Origin of the sequence: Halorhabdus sp. CUG00001, from assembly GCF_009797925.1 — an archaeon.
Taxonomy (GTDB): domain Archaea; phylum Halobacteriota; class Halobacteria; order Halobacteriales; family Haloarculaceae; genus Halorhabdus.
Genome location: NZ_VOLB01000001.1, coordinates 223600 through 240574 on the forward strand (window position 1 = coordinate 223600; position 16975 = coordinate 240574).

Annotated in this window: 15 protein-coding genes; 7 read left to right on the forward strand and 8 right to left on the reverse strand. The window is 62.6% G+C overall.

The annotated features are described in order from the left end of the window. Nucleotides 1–5 precede the first annotated feature (5 nt). From dapB to FR699_RS01185, 4 genes are all read left to right on the forward strand, one after another. On the forward strand, nucleotides 6–764 hold the full coding sequence (dapB, locus tag FR699_RS01170) for a 4-hydroxy-tetrahydrodipicolinate reductase (RefSeq protein WP_158853492.1): 759 nt from the start codon (nucleotides 6–8) through the stop codon (nucleotides 762–764). A 1-nt stretch (nucleotide 765) separates the two neighbouring features. Further along, entirely contained in the window at nucleotides 766–1593 is an 828-nt protein-coding gene (locus tag FR699_RS01175) for a 2,3,4,5-tetrahydropyridine-2,6-dicarboxylate N-succinyltransferase (protein WP_158853494.1), read from the forward strand. A gap of 62 nt (nucleotides 1594–1655) precedes the next feature. Beyond that, on the forward strand, nucleotides 1656–2915 hold the full coding sequence (gene lysA, locus FR699_RS01180) for a diaminopimelate decarboxylase (RefSeq protein ID WP_158853496.1): 1260 nt from the start codon (nucleotides 1656–1658) through the stop codon (nucleotides 2913–2915). Continuing rightward, on the forward strand, nucleotides 2915–3988 hold the full coding sequence (locus tag FR699_RS01185; RefSeq protein WP_158853498.1) for a M20 family metallopeptidase: 1074 nt from the start codon (nucleotides 2915–2917) through the stop codon (nucleotides 3986–3988). The genes lysA and FR699_RS01185 overlap by 1 nt, the downstream gene beginning before the upstream one ends. 155 nt (nucleotides 3989–4143) lie before the next feature. On the opposite strand, the gene proS is transcribed toward FR699_RS01185, so the two are convergent. Both proS and FR699_RS01195 read right to left on the reverse strand, forming a co-directional pair. After that, nucleotides 4144–5595: a proline--tRNA ligase gene (proS, locus tag FR699_RS01190; RefSeq protein ID WP_158853500.1), complete on the reverse strand. Its 1452-nt coding sequence runs from the start codon at nucleotides 5593–5595 to the stop codon at nucleotides 4144–4146. A gap of 210 nt (nucleotides 5596–5805) precedes the next feature. After that, nucleotides 5806–6624, reverse strand: coding sequence for a succinylglutamate desuccinylase/aspartoacylase family protein (locus tag FR699_RS01195; RefSeq protein ID WP_154552171.1), 819 nt, complete (start codon nucleotides 6622–6624; stop codon nucleotides 5806–5808). Between the two features lie 354 nt (nucleotides 6625–6978). Between FR699_RS01195 and FR699_RS01200 the strand changes: the two genes are divergently transcribed. The 3 genes from FR699_RS01200 (at nucleotide 6979) to FR699_RS01210 (ending at nucleotide 10503) form a co-directional block, all read left to right on the forward strand. Next, nucleotides 6979–8898, forward strand: coding sequence for a beta-CASP ribonuclease aCPSF1 (locus FR699_RS01200; protein WP_154552170.1), 1920 nt, complete (start codon nucleotides 6979–6981; stop codon nucleotides 8896–8898). 61 nt (nucleotides 8899–8959) lie between these two features. Further along, nucleotides 8960–9418 (forward strand): disulfide bond formation protein B, encoded by a 459-nt coding sequence (locus tag FR699_RS01205; RefSeq protein WP_154552169.1) that lies wholly within the window; start codon nucleotides 8960–8962, stop codon nucleotides 9416–9418. 110 nt (nucleotides 9419–9528) lie between these two features. Further along, on the forward strand, nucleotides 9529–10503 hold the full coding sequence (locus FR699_RS01210) for an aldo/keto reductase (protein WP_154552168.1): 975 nt from the start codon (nucleotides 9529–9531) through the stop codon (nucleotides 10501–10503). 12 nt (nucleotides 10504–10515) lie between these two features. Here FR699_RS01210 and FR699_RS01215 read toward each other — a convergent pair whose 3' ends face one another. The 6 genes from FR699_RS01215 to FR699_RS01240 form a co-directional block, all read right to left on the reverse strand. Next, nucleotides 10516–11220, reverse strand: coding sequence for a DUF6602 domain-containing protein (locus tag FR699_RS01215; protein WP_158853502.1), 705 nt, complete (start codon nucleotides 11218–11220; stop codon nucleotides 10516–10518). Between the two features lie 55 nt (nucleotides 11221–11275). After that, the gene (gene nth, locus FR699_RS01220; RefSeq protein ID WP_158853504.1) at nucleotides 11276–12145 is read right to left on the reverse strand and encodes an endonuclease III; all 870 of its coding nucleotides are present in this window, start codon (nucleotides 12143–12145) and stop codon (nucleotides 11276–11278) included. A 106-nt stretch (nucleotides 12146–12251) separates the two neighbouring features. Then, nucleotides 12252–12665 (reverse strand): DUF371 domain-containing protein, encoded by a 414-nt coding sequence (locus tag FR699_RS01225; RefSeq protein WP_158853506.1) that lies wholly within the window; start codon nucleotides 12663–12665, stop codon nucleotides 12252–12254. A 38-nt stretch (nucleotides 12666–12703) separates the two neighbouring features. Then, nucleotides 12704–13846, reverse strand: a complete 1143-nt coding sequence (locus FR699_RS01230; protein ID WP_158853508.1) for a DUF373 family protein — start codon at nucleotides 13844–13846, stop codon at nucleotides 12704–12706. Between the two features lie 87 nt (nucleotides 13847–13933). Next, entirely contained in the window at nucleotides 13934–14824 is an 891-nt protein-coding gene (locus FR699_RS01235) for a coiled-coil protein (protein ID WP_154552163.1), read from the reverse strand. Nucleotides 14825–15070: 246 nt separating this feature from the next. Then, nucleotides 15071–16957, reverse strand: coding sequence for a hydrolase (locus tag FR699_RS01240; protein WP_158853510.1), 1887 nt, complete (start codon nucleotides 16955–16957; stop codon nucleotides 15071–15073). Nucleotides 16958–16975 lie beyond the last annotated feature (18 nt).

Here is a 16975-nt window from a genome sequence, read left to right on the forward strand (position 1 = left end):
CGGATATGATCCGCATTGGCGTCTCCGGCGCGGCCGGACGCATGGGACGGACGGTTATCGAGACAGCGGCCGATCGGGAGGACGTGGCAGTCGTCGTCGCGATCGACGACGCGGACGCCGAGATGGTTGCCGAGAAACCTGTCCACGACCCCGCGGACGTTCCAGCATTACTGGCGACCCACGAACCCGACGCGATGGTCGACTTTTCGGTCCCGGCCGCGACAGCTTCCCTGGCAGACGCCTGTGGTGAGGCTGGCGTCCCGTTGGTCACTGGCACGACGGGGCTGACCGACGACCAACGTGCCGCCCTCGAAGCGATCAGCGAAGACGTCCCGGTACTGAAAGCAGCGAACTTCGCGCGCGGCATTCAGGCGCTGCTGGAGACGGTACGGGCGGCCGCCAGCGCGCTCCCGGGCTATGACACCGAACTGACCGAGACCCACCATAACGGGAAACAGGACGCGCCAAGCGGCACCGCTGAGACTATCCTCGACGCCCTCGCCGAGGAGCGTGACTTCGAGGAGACCTATGGCCGTGAGGGGATACAACCGCGTGAAGATGGGGAGGTCGGTGTCCACGTCCGACGGGCCGGTGACGTCCGCGGCGAGCACGAGATCATGTTCGCCGGCAACGACGAGGTGCTAACGCTGACCCACCGCGCCGAGGATCGCGGCGTCTTCGCCGCTGGCGCACTCGATGCTGCCGTCTGGATCGATGGCCGCGATCAGGGATTCTATACCTTCGGGGACGTAATCGAGGGCTAACATGAGTCTGCAAGCCGACGTCGAGACGCTCTGGGAGCGATCGGACGACCTCGCCCCAGCGGACCTCACCGAAGACCAGCAGGCCACCCTCGACCGGTTTCTTGAAGCGTTGGAAGCCGGCCAGATTCGAGCCGCCGAGAAACGCGACGGGACCTGGGAAGCAAACGCCTGGGTGAAGCAGGGTATCCTGCTCAACTTCGCTTTGCGCGAGACACAGCCCCGCGAGTACGGCGACGTGACGTATCACGATGTCCTTCCCCTCCGTGAGACGGCCGATCTCGGCGACCGTGGAACGCGAAACACGCCCGACGGGACGGTCATCCGACGCGGTGCCTACGTGGGTAGGGACGCGATCTTGATGAGCCCCGCCTTCGTCAATATCGGCGCCAACGTCGGCGACGGGACCTTGGTCGACTCCAACGACGTGGTCGGCTCGTGTGCCCAGATCGGTTCGGACGTAAAACTCGGTGCCAACACCGTCATCGGCGGCGTCCTCGAACCGGTCGAGGACGCGCCGGTAATCGTCGAGGACGGCGTCGCACTCGGGGCGGGGAGTCGCGTCACCTCGGGGTTCGTCGTCGGTGAGAATTCGGTGGTCGGCGAGAACACGCTGTTGTCGCCCCGCATTCCCGTGTACGATCTCGTCGATGAAGTGATCATCTACGGCGAGCTGCCACCGGAACGGCGAGCGTTCCAGCGCTTCGTCGAGTCTTCGATCGGCGAGCACGATCTGTTCGACGGTGGGGCGTTCAAGCCGGCAGTCGTCGCGACGCACGTCGAGGAAGAGACCCTAGAGGGTGCCGAGCGCGAGGACGCGCTCCGGGAGTAACGATCGTGGGCTAGGTACCCTGAAGCGCAATCCTTGTTATTGCCCTTCCCGTGTCTTCCCCAATGAGTCACTCACCGCCAGTCCGTCGCCTTTCCGAGTGGGATCACGACCGACTCGAAGGGTTGGCTGCCGAGTACGGAACGCCCCTGTACGTCCTCGATCCCGACCGCGTCCAGGCAAACTACCGTCGTTTCGATGCGGCATTCCCCGATGCCGAGGTGATGTACGCCGCCAAGGCCCACACCGGGCGGGCCGTTCTCTCGGCGCTGCTTGACGTCGGTGCCGACGTCGAGTGTGCCGCTCGCGGCGAACTACAGCGGGCGATCGAAGCGGGCGCCGACCCCAACACCCTCCAGTACACGGCGGTCAATCCGCCCGCCGAAGACCTCGATTACGCCGTCGACCTGGCCGAAGACTATCCAGGGCTCACGATCACCGGCGGTGCCGAAGATACGTTCGACCGCCTCGAAGCGCGGGGATACGACGGACGCGTCGCCATCCGGATCAACCCGGGTATCGGGACCGGCCACCACGAGAAGGTCGCGACGGGCAAGGACGCCAAGTTCGGGATCCCCTACGACCGCGTGCCCCAACTCGCCGCTGATCTTCGGGACCGATTCGACCTCGTCGGAATTCATGCCCACGTAGGCAGTGGTGTGCTGACGGACGAGGTTGACGACCACGCACGCGCCCTGGGCACGGTTGCCGATCTGGCCCGCGACGTCGGCGATAGCGATCTGGAGTTCGTCGACTTTGGCGGTGGCTTCGGTGTGCCCTACCGGGAGGACGAACCACCGTTGGCTATCGAAGCGGTCGCCGAGACCGTTCGTGAAGCGATCGGCGATCTGGCGGCGAAAGTGAAGTTCGAGCCTGGTCGGTACGTTGTCGCCGACGCGGCGCTGATCCTCACCACGGTCAATACGATCAAGGAGACTGCGGAGGCGACCGTCGTCGGCGTCGATGCCTCGCTGTCGACGCTCATCCGGCCGGCGATGTTCGATGCCTACCATCCGATCCGGAACATCTCCGGCCCTGATCGTGAGCCAGCGCCCGCTTCGATCGGTGGCCCGTGCTGTACCAGTGCGGATGTCTTCGCGACTGATCGGCCGGTCGCACGGCCCGAACGTGGTGACGTGCTTGCGATCGGCAACGCCGGGGCCTACGGCTACGAACTCGCGAACAATTTCCACTCCCAGCCCCGCCCCGCTGAGGTCGCAATCGACGGTGAGAGCGCACGGGTTGTTCGTCGTCGCGAGACGATGGCCGACGTCACTCGCGTCGAAGACCAGGCCTCGGGCGCGCCAGAGTCGGAGCGTGAGTGATGTCGTTTGATGGTCTCGATTTCCACGAACGGGCGGTCCAGACACCGTCCCACGAGTCGGTGGCTGACATGCAGTCTTTCCTCGTCGAGACGCTCGAATCCGCCGGTGTCAGTGCCCACATCGACGAAGCCGGGAACGTCCTCGCCCACCGGGGCAGTGCTGACGGAACACACCTGCTGTTGAATACCCATCTCGACACGGTACCGCCACACGTGCCGTTCGAACGCGACGGCGAGTTCGTCAGGGGACGCGGTTCGTGTGACGCGAAGGGGCCGTTGGCCGCGATGGTCGGTGCTTTCCTCGACGCCGATCCTGGCGACGGGCGCGTCACGTTGGCAGTGACACCCGACGAAGAGACGACTCAAACTGGCGCAGCCCACCTGGCCGAGACACTCGCCGTCGATGGAGCGATCGTCGGTGAGCCGACTGCTCTGGACGTCTGCTATGCCGCTCGCGGGCAGTTCGAGGGGACGATCACGCTCCGCGGTGAGAGTGCTCATGCGAGCAATCCGGCAGACGGGACCAACGCCCTCCGTGCCGTCGGCCCGACGATCGAGGCGATGGACCGCTTCGACGACGAACACGAGACCGAACCACACGACACGCTTGGGGAACCCACGCTGACGCCGACGATGGTCGAGGGGGGCGAGGCACCGAATCAGGTGCCGGCCGAGTGCACGATTACGTTCGATCGTCGGAGTGTTCCGCCCGAACGGAGCGAGGCGTTTCCGGCGGCCCTGGAGGGACACCTCGTCGAATCCCTCCCTGTCGAGATCGGCGTTGACGTCGAACTGGTTCGTCCCGAGACGCCATTCCCGGAGGCCTTCGAGACGGACACGGGGGCACGGATCGTCGAGGTACTACAGGAAGCCAGCGAGGGCAAGGTTCGCCCGTTCGGTGCAGCGACCGAAGCCGCGCAGTTCGCCGACCTTGCACCGACTGTCGTCTTCGGTCCGGGTGAACTGAGCGACGACGAGGGGCCGGTCGCTCACTCGCCCCGAGAGTACGTCGACCGTCGGGACATCAGCCAGGCCAGGGATATTCTGACCAAGACCGTCAGACGGCTGCTCTAGCGCTCCAAATCGGCACCGGGTGACGGTACTCGTAGCTATCGCTTCGACGCATATCCGCTGTCGAAGCCGTCGCGTGAACGGCTGCTTCAAAGAGGCGGTAGTTTCGGACAAGAATTCGCGCGAGCGAAGACAACCGATGAGCAAAAAGATGGTCTTTAGTACGTCTTCGCGAAGTAGGCAGTCTCTTTGGCCTCCTCGCCACAGATCGCACAGTCGTCGTGGATCGGTTCTTCGTCTCGATCCTTCGGAACCATTACGATCTCGGCAGCAATGGCGTCTTTGATGGGTTCTTCACAGTCTTCGTCACCACACCAGCCACACTTGACGTACCCGCCGTGTTGGCCAATCGTGCCCAGGATCTCCTCGCGGGATTCGGCCTCACGGATCTCACCCTCCAGAGTTTCTTCGGCGCTGGCGTACAGCTTCGCGAAGACCGTCTCCAGGTTGTCCTCGACGGTCTCGGCGACGCCATCGCGGTCGGCCGTGAGCTCCTCGCCGTCGGGACGGTGGACGAGCGTGACTTCCTCGTCTTCGACCTCGTAGGAGCCGATTTCCAGACGGAGCGGGACGCCGTACAGCTCCCACTCGTTGTACTTGAAGCCGGGGTTGCGGTGCTCGCGGTCGTCGAGTTCGACCCGGACGCCAGCGTCATCGAGGTCTTCAGCGACGTCCTCGGCGTATTCGAGTACCTCGTCTTTGGTTTCGTCGTCCCAGATGGGCACGATCGCGACCTGGGGATCCGCGAGCGCGGGTGGGAGGACGAGTCCCTGATCGTCGCTGTGAGTCATGAACAGCGCGCCAAGTGCCCGCCAGGATAGCCCCCAGGAGGTCGTGTGGGCTGTTCGTTCGTCTTCGTCTTCGTCGATGTACGTGACGTCGTAGGCCTCGGCGAAGGAGGTGCCCAGATAGTGGGAGGTCCCGCCCTGAACGGACTTGCCGTCGGGCATCAGCGCCTCGACGGACATCGTGGTGTGTGCCCCCGGGAACTTGTCGTGTTCGGGCTTGCGGCCGGTCAGGACGGGCATCGCCAGCACGTCCTCGTAGAGGCGCTCGTACTGGTCGAGGCGTGTTTCCATCTCCTCCCACGCACCGTCCTGGTCGTGGTGGGCGGTGTGGCCTTCCTGCCAGAGGAATTCCTTGGTGCGAAAGAACGGTTTGGTCTCGGTGGCTTCCCACCGGACGACGCTACACCACTGGTTGATGCGGATCGGGAGATCGCGGTGAGAGCGCGTCCACTGGGAGAGAAATGGGGTAATGATACTCTCGCTGGTCGGTCGGACGGCCAGTTGCTCTTCGAGTTCGTCGTAGCCGCCCTCGGTGACCCACGCCACTTCGGGGTCGAATCCTTCGACGATGTCTTTCTCCTTTTCGAGGTATGACTCCGGGATGAACATCGGGAAGTAGGCGTTCTGTACGCCAGTCTCTTTGAACCAGCCGTCGAGGTGGTTCTGGAGGCGCTCCCAGATGGCGTACCCGCGCGGGCGGGTAACGATGAACCCGCCCATCGGGGCGTAATCGGCCAGTTTGGCCTTCTGGACCAGTTCTGCGTACCACTCGCCTGTTTCGTGTTCTTTGCTCGTCGTGATACCGAGTTCTTGTTCGGACATTTGTCGTAACTTGGTTCGAATCGGCCTGATTGTTTCGAGCGAGCGTTTATCCGTGATACGGCATCATTCCCCGATGCCGGTCGGTGCCCCAGTTACAGATGGACACCTCTGTGATCGAAGCCTGCTCGCCGCTCATACCTGTGTGTCCGCGAGCGACGGCATAAACCCGCCGTGTTCGGGACGCAAGGTGTACCGACCGGAAACCGCCCTTCAGTCGGCCGTCAGCGTCGCGGTCCCGTCCTCGGTGGTTCGGAGCGTCCCCGCGAATGCGCCGCGATATCCGAAGATGTGTTCGTACCCGTACGCCGAAAACAAGATCGGATCGAACCCGTCTTCGGCTGCGATCCCTTCGCCGTCGACCGCTGCGTAGGTCTCCCCGGCGTCGACGTGGACGAAGTTCTCGGCGAAGACCTCGTACTCGTCGGCTGGGGGCTTCTCGACTGGCTTCCCCTGCTCGTAGACTTCCAGATCGTGGGCGATCGTGTCGCCTGCCAGTGCGCCTGTCGTCGTGAGGAACTCCCGGGCGAGCCGATAGGCGTTCTCTGCGGCTTCTTCCGAGCCCTGGTAGCCGGCTTCGACTTCGATGATATCGGCCTCGGCGGCGAACAGCCGCCCTTCGGCGTTGACGCCGGTCTCGACCAGCGCCCGGACCGAGAGATGAGGGACGATTCGGCGGGCGATCTCGTCGAGCCCTGACGTGATCGCGAACGGCTTTGCGGCCGATCGCGTCGAGTGGATCGAGAGGACTGTACAGCCACGGACAGCGTCAGCCAGCTCGCTGGCCAGTTCACGTTCGTGGGCGTCACCCGGTGTTTCCTCGTCGAACGCTCGGTTGAGGTCGGTATCGACGTAGCGAACGTTTTCTTCGAGGGCGCTCTCGTTGGCGACGATTACTCGGACCGGGCGTTCGACGGTCGACTCGTCGGCCACGAGGCGGTCGACTGCGCGGACGCCACAGGGCTCGTCCCCGTGGACCGCTGCGACGATCGCCAGTTCCGGCTCCCCGTCCCCGAGTTGCTCGACACGCATAGGGGCCGGTAGGCCAGCCAGTGCCAAGAGCCATTGGAATCGCGGTCAGTTGTCGGCTGAGACGGCGCACAGACTCGCTGTGATTTGCCATTCCCAGCCAGGTCGTCGGCTCTGTCCTGTCTTTTCCGAAGGTTTTTATAATCCGAGGGGAATATTTTGAGGCGAGATCGGTTTTCCGGGCTCTCTTGGTTACTCAGATGGGTCCGGACTAGCACGATCGCGAGCGCAGCACTATCGCATCATGACACTATTAATCAGTCGCCGTCCCGCATACCGACGGCAGTTGCCTTCCGGGCCGTGGGCATCGTCCTGTCGGCGTATCGGCGGGCAAGGCAGTGCGGACTTTTTGCAGCTATGAGCAACGTAGATCAGCAACTCGAAGACGCCAAGGAGACGATCGAAAGCGAAGTACCGAACAACATCTCGATCACGGACGTCACCTACGAAGGGCCGAAACTGATCGTATACACGCGGGATCCGAAGACGTTCGCGGACAACGGTGATTTGATCCGCCGACTGGCTTCGAAACTCCGCAAACGGATTACTGTTCGGCCCGACCCTGACGTCTTGACCCCGCCACCGGAGGCCAGAGAGGAGATCATGTCGGTGATCCCCGAGGAGGCAACGGTCACCGACCTGGATTTCCACGAGGACACTGGCGAGGTCATCGTCGAAGCCGAGAAGCCAGGCATGGTGATCGGCCGCCACGGCGCGACTCTCCGGGAGATAACCAGAGAGGTCGGCTGGACGCCCGATGTCGTCCGCACGCCGCCCATCGAGTCGTCGACAGTTTCGAACGTCCGGAGCTTCCTCACCCAGGAGCGGGACGAACGACGGGATATCCTCGAACGCGTCGGCCGGCAGATCCACCGCGAAGAGATGTCCGACGACGAGTGGGTTCGGATCACCACGCTTGGCTGTTGTCGAGAGGTCGGTCGTGCTTCGTTTATCCTGTCGACCCCCGAAACGCGCGTGCTGATCGACTGTGGCGACAAACCCGGGGCCGAGGGTGAAGTGCCGTACCTTCAGGTGCCTGAGGCGCTCGGTTCGGGTGCCAGTTCGCTGGATGCGGTCGTCCTCACCCACGCCCACCTCGATCACTCTGCGCTCATCCCGCTCCTGTTCAAATACGGCTACGACGGGCCGATCTATACGACTGAACCGACTCGCGATCTGATGGGCTTGTTGACACTCGACTATCTCGATGTCGCGGCCAAAGAGGGACGCGCGCCGCCCTACGATTCGGAGATGGTTCGGGAGGCGATCAAACACACCATCCCGATCGAGTACGGCGACGTCACTGACATCTCGCCGGACATCAAACTCACCCTGCACAACGCCGGACACATTCTCGGTTCGTCGGTCGCACACTTCCACATCGGTGAGGGACTGTACAACGTCGCCTTCTCGGGGGACATCCACTACGAGGACACCCGGCTGTTCAACGGGGCTGTAAACGAGTTCCCGCGCGTCGAGACGCTGGTGCTGGAGTCGACCTACGGCGGTCGCAACGACTACCAGACTGACCAGGCTGATTCCGAGAAGAAACTCCAACAGGTCATCCAGAACACCTACGACCGAGGTGGGAAAATCCTGATTCCGGCATTCGCCGTCGGTCGCTCCCAGGAACTCATGCTCGTCTTAGAAGAGGCGATGCGTGAAGGCGACATTCCGGAGATGCCAGTCCACCTCGATGGCATGATCTGGGAGGCGACGGCCATTCACAGCACCTATCCGGAGTATCTCCGTGATGACCTTCGGGACCGGATCTTCCACGAGGACGAGAACCCCTTCCTGGCCGACCAGTTCAACCACATCGACGGCGGGGAAGACGAGCGCCAGGACGTCGTCGACGAAGGCCCGTCGATCATTCTCTCGACGTCGGGGATGATGGAAGGCGGTCCGATCATGTCCTGGATCGAGCACCTCGGTCCCGATCCGGACTCGACGCTTGCGTTCGTCGGGTACCAGGCCCAGGGTACCCTGGGGCAGCGTATCCAGAACGGTTGGGACGAGATTCCACTCGGCAACGGAAACGGCCGTGCCAACACTCTGAAACTGAAGATGAACGTCGAAACAGTCGATGGCTTCTCCGGGCACGCAGACCGGCAGGGCTTGGAGAACTTCGTGAAGACGATGAACCCCCGCCCGGAGAAGATTCTCTGTGTCCACGGTGACGAATCGTCCGTCCAGGACCTCTCTTCGGCACTCTACCACGAGTACAACATGCGGACGTTCGCGCCCAAGAATCTCGAAACCTTCCGGTTTGTCTGATTTGGTCCGCCCATGGCTTCGAAGCGGTTGATTTAGGTACGCACCGAAAATTTCGGCTACCATGCACGATGAGACGCCCCGTCTGGCGTCGGCGAGTCGAGCGTGGGTCAGTGAGCGTCCTCGGCCGCTGTTGCTGTTTGCCACGCTGGTTGCCCTCGTCGCAACGACTGGCAGTCTGTATCTCAGTCTCGGGCTCGGATTGGTCCCGTGTCGACTCTGCTGGTATCAACGGATCCTGATGTACCCGCTGGTGGTCGTCCTCGGGATGGCTGTCGTCGACGGGCGCCGTGCAGTCTACCGGACCGTCCTCCCACTGTCGGTGGCCGGTGGCGCGATCGCCGCCTACCACTCTCTGTTGCAACTGTCGGCCGCCACTGGTAGTCAGTGTACGCTGGGCGGCGGTGGCTGCGGGACCGTTCTGTACGAAATATACGGATTCTCGATCCCGAATCTCTCGCTGATCGCGTTCGTGCTCATCACGGTCGCGATGCTCGTTTTGGCCGTTCGACCGGCCCAGTAACGTCCCCTGGCGTTTCGGCATCGCGTTCGGAGCCGCGGTGCCCCGACCGATCGCAGTTGATACGAATTATCACATCAGGGTTAAAAGGGGCGGCGCACTAGCCAATAGATATGGAGTACGTCAGACTCGGCACAACTGGACTCGAGGTATCACCGATCGCCCTGGGGACGTGGCGGTTCGGGATGGAACACGAGGAGACGGGCGTCGTCGAGACGGGCCGGGAGGAAGCCCACGAACTGCTCGACGCTTACGCGGAGTTGGGTGGGAACTTCATCGACACCGCAAACGGCTACGGCGGGGGCGACAGCGAGCGCTGGATCGGCGAGTGGCTCGCAGAGCGCGACCGGGAGGACTTCGTGATCGCCTCGAAGTGCTACTGGTCGGACGTCTCTCGATTCCAGGAGAACCTCTCGGCGAAGAACGTCCGGGCCGAGGTCGAAGGCTCTCTCGAGAAACTCGATACGGACTACCTGGATATCCTGTATCTCCACCGCTTCGACGACGAGACACCAATCGAGAAGACGCTACGAACGATCGACGATCTGATCGGCGAGGGCAAAGTCAACTACGTCGGCCTCTCGACGGCCGACGCCTGGAAACTCACCAAGGGTCTCTGGAAAGCCGACGTCAACAACTACGAAGCCGTCACCGTCACGCAGCCACAGTACTCGGCGGTCCACCGCGAGCCAGTCGCGGAGTACCTGGACGTCTGTGCCGACCAGAACCTGGCAGTCTGCCCGTACTCGCCGCTGCACGGCGGCTTCCTGACTGGCAAGTACGAGCGTGTCGGCGATGGCGAGGTTCGTGCGCCGGACGGTTCGCGCGGGGACATCGACGATCACTTCGCAGACTGGTACCTCCGAGAGGAGGCTTGGGACGTCCTCGAAGAGATCCGGGCCGTCGCCGACGAGACCGATGCCTCGCCGGCACAGATCTCACTGGCCTGGCTGTTGGCTCACGAGGATCTGACGATCGTCCCGATCATCGGTGCTCGTACGCCCGACCAGCTTGAGGAGAATCTTGGCGCTGTCGAGGTCGCACTCACCGACGAGCAGTTCGAACGCATCGACACGGCGATGAACTAACGCCCGGGCCAGTTAGAACTGTTCGGCTTCTGTGCGGTTCATGTACGCCGCGATGAGCGGCCGGCGTCGCCAGTAGTTTGTGGAGACGGCCCCAGCCAGGTTGACGAACCCCACCATCAGACTGTCTTGCTCGGTCTGGAGGAAGGTCAGTCCCGGATCTTGGCCGCGGTAGGTGGTGAGCATCACGTACTCGCCGAGGACACAAATCAGGTCCGCGCAACTGCTGAGGCCAGTTCGGTTGGCGTAGTGTTTGAGGACGGCCGCTTTGAAGACGTCCGGGTCTGGACCGTCGTAGGCAACGACGGCGGTGAAGTGGTGGTCTCGCTGTTCGAGGTCTCTATCGATGGGCATCCGATCGGTGTCGAGTCGCTTGATCGAGTCGACCTTGCTCAGTGCGTGATCGATTTCGCCAAAGAGGTCTGCCTTGACGTCGATATGTGCGTGGACGCCGGCACTCAAATACCGATCGTGGCCGCTGACGGACAGAACCGGGAGGTGTTGATCGTAGAGGACAATCCCGGCCCGGTTGCTCTGCTTACCGCTCGCGTCGACGATTTCGCCGCCTTCGTTGATGTACGCTGTTGGATAGACCGCTTCGAGGAACGTCTCGAGGAACGCAGCTCTGGCATCCCGTTGGTGTTCGAAACCGTCGGCCGCCCCGTAGGCATCGACCAATTCTGTCGAGACGGCACGAAAATACTCGTCGAACGGCGCCATGCCGTAGTCTACGATTAATACTAATAAAAAATTAGGGTCGTTGGCTGGCCGGCAGTTACTGGTTGGCCTCGGCTGGGTCGACGACCTCGCTCGCAGCTGGATCGACTCCGACCCTATCACACAGGTCGTACAGCGGGCAGGCTTCGGGCCCGTCGAGACAGGCAGGCTTGCGCGCCGAGCAGTACTCGCGACCGAACTGGATGCTCGCCGTATGGCCGAACCCACAGTGCTGGTCGGGCACGTCACGTTCGAGGATTTCACGGACCCGTTCGTGGTCGGCCCCAGCTGGGGCGATCCCCAGGCGGCGATAGATCCGGTGGACGTGTGTATCGACGGGAAAGACCCCATCCCGGCCGCCCGCAAACAGCAACACGCAATCAGCGGTTTTCGGCCCGACGCCGGTCATATCGAGTAGCGTCTCTCTGACTGATTCGGCCGGCTCGCCTCTGAGGAACGCGTCGAACGCGGCCTCCCCACCATATTCCGATCGGATCCGCTGGGCGATATCGATGATCCGAGCCGATTTCTGATTGTGGAGTCCGGCCCCGGAGATCGTCTCTGCGAGAGACGCCTGGTCGGCGTCGGCGAGTGCCGCTACCAGATCGGTCCCGTCGTCTCGGGACCCACTCCGTTGGGCGTTCGATGCTTCTGTGAGGCGTGGCGCTTCGCTGTCACCGTATCGTTCCAGCAGGGCGTCGTGGGCGGGCTGGCTCGCCGCGTCACTGGTGTTCTGACTCAGGATCGTCCGAACGAGACACTCGAAGGCATCCCGCCCGCCGTAGGTCTTCTCCCAGTAGCGGTCCCCGAGCCGATCGACGACCGCTGCCCCACGGGTATCCGTACGTTCGCCGCTACACGATACTTCCGCGCCGCCGCCAGCGGCGCCCCCGCTGATGTTTCGATCCGGTTCCGGGTCCTTACTCATATGCCGGTTTTCGGATCGCACTTCCAAAAACGGCCGGAACGCTTCTCACTGCTATCGCCTTCAGGGCACGTCGTCCAACGGGCTCTACACCAGTCGAGTAATCAATTTATTCGACACTGAGTGTTAGCGTTACTGACGCGCCTTCCGACAGTGCGTCGATCAGGTCACGATCGACGTCGGTAGCAGCGCCGTCGGCCCCGACCATGACTGTCCGGTCGTCGACGTAGTCGCTGGTGCGGATCACCATGCTTCGCTCGTTCTCGAAGTGGAGGTCCGGGTGTCCGCTCCCCTCGATGACGTGCCGGTACTCGTCCGTTTCGATCGTTGCCGTGATCGTCGCTTCAGGGTCCCGGCAGGCGGCGACGAATTCCGGGTCGAAATCGGTTGGGACACGATCGGCCTCGATACCGAGAATACAGTCTCCTGCAGGCGTCAAGTAGTCGTCGCTGGTGAACTCTAGGGTACTCTGATGGGTCGCCGTGACGTGTTCGTGCCCGTGTGCGTGAACGATTTCGTCCATGCACGTCCGTTCGGGTCCGCTCACTTGAGAACCGTGTTTCAGGGCTGGCCCTCGTTGGCGAGTTCCTCTTCAACGCCTGCACCGCTGACGTAGGCTGCAAACCGGACGCCGACGAGGCTAACGAAGATCCCGGCCAGCAGGAACATCGCGAGGCGAGCGCTCGGTGAGAGGGTGAATCCCTCGACGACTATCGGCCCGAGGTCGAACGACGAGATCGTCACTGAGGCAAAGACGGCTGCTCGCTCGAGGAAGTACCCGGTCACGCCCCTGACGACGAGGCCGACAGCGACGACGCCAAAGGGGAGGTTCAGGTACGCACTCCGGACGCCTTCGTGGCGGATCAGTTCGTCGAGCAACCGACCAGTACTGGCTGCCAGCGCTGCGGCTGTCAGCCACGGGACACTGTCGAATCCGAACCGCATCGCCAAGATCACTTCGGCGTCGGAAGCGGTGGCCGACACGCCAAGCGCACCGACGAATATCCCGATCAGCCCCAGCCCCGCCGCGACGACGTAGGTCACTAACGATACCTGTCCCGAATACAGGGCGTTGTGTACCTGACGCGGGACGTTGGCGACGTACTCGTCGATGCCAAGCCCCTTATACAGCAACAGCAGGCCGACCGCCGCCGCGATCGCTCCGACAGTCATCGTGACGCTGTTGAGAACGACTAGCAAGATTGGCAACGCCAACAGTGCAGCACCGACCGGCACGAGAACCGTCTCGCGGAGCTCTTCGTCGGCCAGAAACTGCTTGAGCAGGTAATACGTCGATTCGATGTCCCGTGCCTGTCGGACGACAACCCGATCGACGGCATCGACGGTCACTCGGCTTTCGATGATCGGGACCAGTCGCTGATCTTCGGCACTGTCGGTCACGACGATCGCCGAGTCTGGATCGTACGTCTCCAGCAGTTCGTCCGTCTGTCGAGCGACCGTCCGATCCAGGCCCACGGCGTCGGGGCCGGCGGAGACGACCGCGACGGTCGCCTCCTCGCCGTCGTCTTCTAGTCGTTGGACAACCCGGAGCCCTTCGAGCAGACAGTTCACTCGACTGTCTTCCGGGTCCTCGACACCGAACTCAGTGACTAACGATTCGACAGCTTCGTACCCGACGACGGGCGGTTCGGTGGCTGTCGCGAGGTCCCCACCGCGGTCCAGACACACCACCAGGGTGCTCACAATCGAGTGGTGGCTGCGATTCCATAAAAATCCTCGTCACTCGCTCCCTCACAGACGCCGGCCGCAGAACTATCGTCTCTGACGCGATTACAGCAGGCCGGTCTTCTGGAGTTTCATCAGGTCTTCGGTCTCCAGGGTTTCGCCGTCCTTGAACTGCTGGTAGATCTCCTCGGCTTCTTCGCGGGCAGCTTCTTTCTCTTCTTCGCGGCGCGACCGTTCCTCTTCTTCCTCCTTCTCGTCGAGTTCGCGCAGGCGCTTTTGGACACGAACGAAGTCCTCGTGGTGCTGGTCGGCAGCTTCCTGGGCCTCGACGAACTTCTCGTGCATCTCGTCGGCCTCGTCGCGGACCTCGTCGGCCTCGCGATAGGCCTCGATCATCTGATTGTGGTGTTCCTGGGCCTCATCAGCCAGTTCGGTCACCTTCTGGTGGTGCTGGCTGGCCTCAGAGCGGATCTCCTGGGCCTCGGCTTTGATCTCATCGACGTCACCAGTCTGGTCGAGTTTTTCCTTCCGGTCGGCGAGCTGCTCCCGCTTTTCCTCGATCTTCTCGATCAGCTCGCGCTCGTCTTCGGTACTGAGTACTTCCGTCTGCTGTTTGAATTCGAGATCCTCGATTTCCTCTTCGAGTTGGTCGACGCTTTTGCCCTCGTCGAGCTCGAGGTCCTCTTTTTTCTGCTCGACTTCGTCGAACAGCTCGTTTGCCTTGGCGTTGAGCTCGTTGCGGCTTTCCTTGTGCTCTTGGACCTGCTCGTTGAGCTCGTCGCGCTTCTCGCGATGTTCCTGGGCCTCGTCGACTTTCTCGCGGGTCTTTGCGTTGAGGTCGTCACGCTCGGAGGCCCGCTCGGAGGCCATCTGGTTGAGATCGTTCCGCCGATCCCGTAGCTGTCCAGCGAGCTTGATGAGCTCGCCTTTCGACTTGTTCTGGAGTTCCTCGTCTGTTACTGATACGTTCTTGGATTGGTCTATCGAATCTGTCATAGTTAACTCTCTGTGCCGTTCCCGCTTCGGCGTTCGACAGTCTCGCGACTCCAGGCGTGCTGACTCCTGATAAGTAGGTTCCCTGTCATTCTGGGCGTCGCACGGTACTGCCGAACGCTTGAAGCGTTCAGGTAACTGCTACTACAAGAGGCCAGGGTTTAAAGATTCCGGTCACTTTGGGGCATGCCGGGGCATATCATAGCCTTGGCCCTCGTACTCACGGATGTGAAACAGTACCATAGTTTTTTATAAGTGGTACGTGTTCGACACGGATCGCTCAGGGGTAGCCAGAGAGGTTTCGATACGGGCTGCGTCCGCCGGAACCGTGATCGATTCGACGACCGTCATCTCGTTTCCTTCGACGGCAAATTCTTCCTCACCGCTAACGTCGCCTGTCTCCCAGGCTACCCGGCCCGAGACATCTTCGGGGAGGTCGTTACGAACGACTAGCTCTGTCTCGGTGCCTGCCGTCGGCGCGTCCACGATCGCTTGCACCGGCTCGAATGCCGTTTCGAGGGTATCGTATCCAGCTTTTGGTTCTCCCTCGTCAGTGATGACGCCCATCCCGGCACCAGCGAGATCCCGCAACCCGCTAGCGATCAACAAGTCTGCATCGTGGAGGCGGAGCGATTCGGTGACGGTCTTGAGCACGTCCCGTTGGTATGTGTGGGAAGCGTCTCGATCACCGTCCACCCGCTGATCGTGGCGCTCGTGGTCGAATCCAGGGACGTCTTTGGCAGACTCCGCGCTACCGAGCGAGCCGGCCCCGTAATCGGCAACGACGTCACCGATCGCCGGATACCGATCCAGCAACCGGTCGATGTCCGCCGCTGTGCCGTATTCCCAACCGGGGAACAGAGCCGTCGCGTCTGCGTCGATCCCCGGCTGGCCGATCACGGGTATCGTCACCAGCCAGTCAGGGACTGCGCTGGCGACGGCATCTGCCGCCTCGCGGTCGTATTCGGCACGCCACAGCCGCCAGCGAAGCCGCAGTCGATCGACGATCCCCGACCCGAGGCCATCCTCGGCCAGCGAGACGGGGTCGTCGTGGACGCCGAGGGCGGCCAGACTCGGATGGTGGTCGTTTGCAGCAACGAGTCCTCTCGCCAGATCTCGGCCTCGTTCGACGTCGAACGGCCCCGGCCCGGTCAAGGGCAGGTCCTGCCAGACCAACACGCCGGCGTCGTCGGCTGCTTCGTAGACTGCTGGGCTGGGGACGTGTGCCTGGGCGCGAACGACTGTGGCATTGAGGTCGACCGCTCGCTGTACGTCTGCGGGATCGGCAGCCAGCAGGTTGATTCCGCGGGCACTCACCGGCACGCCGTTGACTTTCAGGCCGGCCTCCTCGTCGTACTCCACCGAACAGAGTCCCGTCGTGACTGTGCGCTCGTCGTCGTCGAGTTTCGCCCGGAGAACGTACCGAGACTGGTCGCCCAATTCGTGGGGCCACCACAGGGCCGGATCGCGAATCTCGATCGTGTGTTCGACGGTCGTTCGCTCGCCGGGTGCAGCCGTGACTCCAGTCCGTTGCATCATCCCGCGCCCCCGGCGACTGCCTTCCGGCTTGACCGAGAACGTCACGCTGTCTTCGAGTGCCGTTTCGGCCAGGACCGTCGTCCGGACTTCGAAGCGAGCGCCCTCTTCGTCGACCCGCGGGCGTGCCGAGAGGTCCAGAATTCGGCTGTCGCCGTAGGTCTCGATGTCTGCGTTCCACCAGATGCCAGGGACGGACTCGGCATCCGGAACACGGTCGCTCTCGTAGCTCCCGCCAAACCGGTCGTCCGGTCGCCGACACTCGACGATCAGTTCGTTTTCAGCCTGGAGGTCCGCATCGAGCCGGAGCCGACAGGGTTCGAAGTAGGCGTCGTGTTCGCCCAGAAACGCGTCGTTGAGCCATACTCGGGCGTGTGCGTAGACGCCTTCGAGCACCAACAGTGCGTGCTCGCCCTCGTCTCCACGGGGATCTGGAAACGTCGTCTGGTAGGCTACTGCGTCAGCGCCGGCGAATTCGCTAGGCTTCCCCGGAACATCGACGGCGGGCCAGTCGTCCGCCTCGGGCTTCTCGCCGCCCGGCTCGACCGTCCCAGCACGCCACTCTCGCAACATATTATTGACCGCGAACGCCGCGGGCATAGCCTTTACGTCCCCGGC